Origin of the sequence: Streptomyces sp. NPDC052107 (genome assembly GCF_040680215.1) — a bacterium.
In the GTDB taxonomy this organism is placed as follows: domain Bacteria; phylum Actinomycetota; class Actinomycetes; order Streptomycetales; family Streptomycetaceae; genus Streptomyces.
In genome coordinates, this window is sequence record NZ_JBFAWG010000224.1 from 1 (window position 1) to 3189 (window position 3189).

At 70.0% G+C, this 3189-nt stretch carries 3 protein-coding genes; all 3 read left to right on the forward strand.

Annotated elements, in window-relative coordinates:
* The first annotated feature begins 529 nt into the window (after positions 1 to 529).
* Positions 530 to 1678 (forward strand): glutamate--cysteine ligase, encoded by a 1149-nt coding sequence (locus tag AB0M27_RS47150; RefSeq protein WP_365732368.1) that lies wholly within the window; start codon positions 530 to 532, stop codon positions 1676 to 1678.
* A 235-nt stretch (positions 1679 to 1913) separates the two neighbouring features.
* On the forward strand, positions 1914 to 2114 hold the full coding sequence (locus tag AB0M27_RS47155) for a hypothetical protein (protein ID WP_365732369.1): 201 nt from the start codon (positions 1914 to 1916) through the stop codon (positions 2112 to 2114).
* A gap of 377 nt (positions 2115 to 2491) precedes the next feature.
* Positions 2492 to 3043 carry a DinB family protein gene (locus AB0M27_RS47160; protein ID WP_365732370.1) on the forward strand — a complete coding sequence of 184 codons (552 nt, stop codon included), beginning with the start codon at positions 2492 to 2494 and terminating at the stop codon, positions 3041 to 3043.
* The last annotated feature ends 146 nt before the right edge of the window (positions 3044 to 3189 follow it).

The following is a 3189-nucleotide window of genomic DNA, read 5'->3' on the forward strand; positions in this document are numbered from 1 at the left end:
GACCTTGATCACCAAGGCCAGGGTCAGATGAAGATCACCAAGTGGGTCAGATTTGATACGCCGTCAGAGGGTCAGGGTTCGGCCGTCGTCGAGAACTGTCGGACACATCAAGCTGAGCGCCTCGCGGCTGCAGGCGTCCCTCCCTCCCCGTGCTGCTCGTCCGGAAGCGGCCGGCACCGGCTGGAAGTGTCGTTGGTTCGCCGCGCGTCGCGCCTGCTCTGCTGACGGACTGCCCTGGTGGTTGCCGGGTCTGGGCCTACCGCAGACCCGCGGTGCTGCGGTCTGCGGTCCCCGACAGCGGCACGGCCATGGGCTGTCCGCGCGCTGTGATCGTGGCTTGGCAACCGCTTGCAGGGCTTCGCTCGAAGGCTCAGCATGACGGTTCCCACTCGTTGTTCCGGCAGTAAGTGGGCTTGTGGGCGCGGGTGCGTGAGGAGGTGAACGTGACCTGTGCGGAGCCGGCGACGGGTGGTTTCCGGTGTCCCGTGTCTTTCGGAAAGGGCTGGATGTGCCAAAGCCGTTTGATGCCGTGACCCCCGCTGCCGCCGGCGGGGCGGGGGGCTCGCCGGCGGCGGCCGCACCGCCGACGGTCGGTGTGGAGGAGGAGTTCGTGCTGGCCGACCGGCGCAGCAGGTCGACTGTCGGCAGGTCTCTTCCCGTGGTGCGTGCCGCGCGTGCTCGCCTCGGCGGGGCGCATGTCACACCCGAGCTGTCGCAGTCTCAGGTGGAGACGGTCAGTGGGGTGTGTCGTACCGGCGCTGAAGTGGAGACCGAAGTCCTTCGATTACGCGCGGGCGCGGCTGCCGCAGCGGCCGAGCACGACTGCCTGCTGGTGCCCAGTGGCGTGGCGGTGCTGGGCCGTTCCGGGCCGCCGCCCGTCCTCGATCGGGCACGGTACCAGGCCCTTGCACGCCGCTTCGGGCCCGTGGTTCACGGGCAGGGCGCGAACGCCTGCCACGTGCACGTCGGCGTGGCCGACCGGGAGGATGCCGTTCGGGCGGTCAACCACCTGCGGGGCTGGATGCCGTTGCTGCTGGCCCTGACCGCCAACTCCCCGTACAGCGACGGCGCGGACACCGGATACGCGAGCTGGCGATCGGTGGTCTGGAGCCGGTGGCCTTCGGCGGGACCTCCTCCCCACCTGCGCGACGCGGCGCACTACCAACGGGTCGTCGACCAGCTCGTGGCCTCCGGGGCGGCGCTGGATCCGGCCATGGTCTACTGGCACGTCCGGCCCTCGGCGCACCTTCCCACCATCGAGGTCCGCATCGCGGACGTGATGCCCGACGCCAGGACCACCACCGCCTACGCGCTGCTCGTCCGTGCCCTCGTCGGGCACGCCGTGGAGGTGGGGCGCTCCGGCGAACCCGCGCCCGACGTCCCGGACCTGCTGCTGAGGGCGGCGTGCTGGCAGGCTGCCCGGCACGGCCCCGTCGGCACGCTGCCCGGCACCCACACCGGTGACTGCGCTCCCACGGCCGTCGGCCGGCTGATCGAGGAGCTGTGGAAACGGGTCGAGCCACACCTCAGTCGGCACGGCGACGACGGGCGGGTCGGCGACTGGCTGGGCGATGTCCAGCTCCACGGGTCCGGCTCCGCGCGGCAGAGGCGTGCGGCGGAACGGCATGAGGGTGGCCTGCGGGCTGTGGTGGACGACCTCGCCGTCGAGGTTCCCTGAGGTCGGCCGGTGGGGGCCATGTGACTGGTGTGGGCTTTGTTGCACAGGCCGCACGAGTCGGCGCGGTTCCCGGATGCCTTGACCGAACTCGCCTGCCGTCCCTCGACGACGATGGACATCGCCAGGTTTACGGTGGTCGTGTGGGCTCTGTTCGGACATCGAGCGCAGCCCGGAGTCCTCGGCTTCGCCGAACCCTGCCGCTCCTGCTCGCTCGGGGGGTGCCATGAAAGTCGAAATGATCCAAAGGGCCGCGGACGTGCTCTTCGATGTGCCGGACGAGATGCACGAAGAGATCATCATGCTCATCAGCGTGGTCACCGACGACAACGAGACACGCGCGCCGGACCTTGCTGCCGCGTTCGGGGAGTGGTGCTGGCTGGTGTATACGATCCACGGCGACGTCGTCGAGGTGCTGGACGTCGGCTGCGCTCGGTGACGCCGGGACGTGATCGCTGTCTGCGACGATGCCGCGGCTGCGCCGCCGCGCCTGCACAGCGGCAGTGCGCCGGGGCTCGGACCGTCGTGGTCAGCGCTGATACAGCCCGACGATGATGCCGCTGGCAGACTGTTCGGGGACGGCGTGTGCGTCGTCAGTGGTGGCCCGGTCCGGGAACGGGACCGGTGCGGGAAGGGCGTAGAGCCGGAAGAGCGGGACCGGCGCCCATGATGCCGGTGATCCAGCTGTTCGCTCGCGACGTTCCACCGCCGGTCCGCCCGCCCTGTCCACCGGCCCGAGCCGTGCCAGTCCGCACTCAAGTCCCGGAAACCCACTGCGGGTTTTGGGGGCGGTGACCCGGCGGTCATGATGTGGGCATGAAGATTCCCGACCGACGGATCGAACTGTTCACCGGCACCGGCAGCGAGAATCGGTTCAGCGGCCCCGCGACCGGTGACGAGCGGAGCATGCTTGTGGCCATGTTGGACGCACAGCGGGCCACCCTGAAGCTGAAGTGCTCCGGACTGGGGCCGGAGTTGGCCAAGCGGTCCGTGTCCCCGTCCTCGCTCTCCCTGCTCGGCCTCGTCCGGCACCTCGCCGACGTGGAACGCCGCTGGTTCCGGGCCGTGCTCGCCGGGCACGACGTCGAGCTGTGCTTCTCCTCCACGGACGTCCCCGAGGGTGACTTCGACGGGGCCGGCCCCGACCCCGAGGTCGTGGCGGCATCCTGGGCGGCCTGGCGCGCCGAAGTCGCCTTCGCGGAAGCGTTCGTCGCCGAAGCTCCACATCTCGACATCGAGGGCCAGGACCCCTGGCGTGGCACGGTCTCCCTGCGCTGGGTGCTGATCCACATGATCGAGGAGTACGCCCGTCACAACGGACACGCCGACCTGATCCGCGAACGGATCGACGGCGCGGTCGGGGTGTGATTGCGGGTGGCTGCGCTGGCCCCGCTCGGCGGCTCGATCATGTGGAACCTGCAGCGTCGCTGATCAGCTAAGCGAACCTATGCGAACCGTGGGGCTCGGTGTGGGTTCTGCCCATCTTGGTGGGGCTGCGTGAGCGTGGAGGTGGA

Coding starts and splice junctions, on each gene's coding strand:
- AB0M27_RS47155 (WP_365732369.1), top strand. CDS start 1,914: ATGATCCAAAGGGCCGCGGACGTGCTCTTCGATGTGCCGGACGAGATG.
- AB0M27_RS47160 (WP_365732370.1), top strand. CDS start 2,492: ATGAAGATTCCCGACCGACGGATCGAACTGTTCACCGGCACCGGCAGC.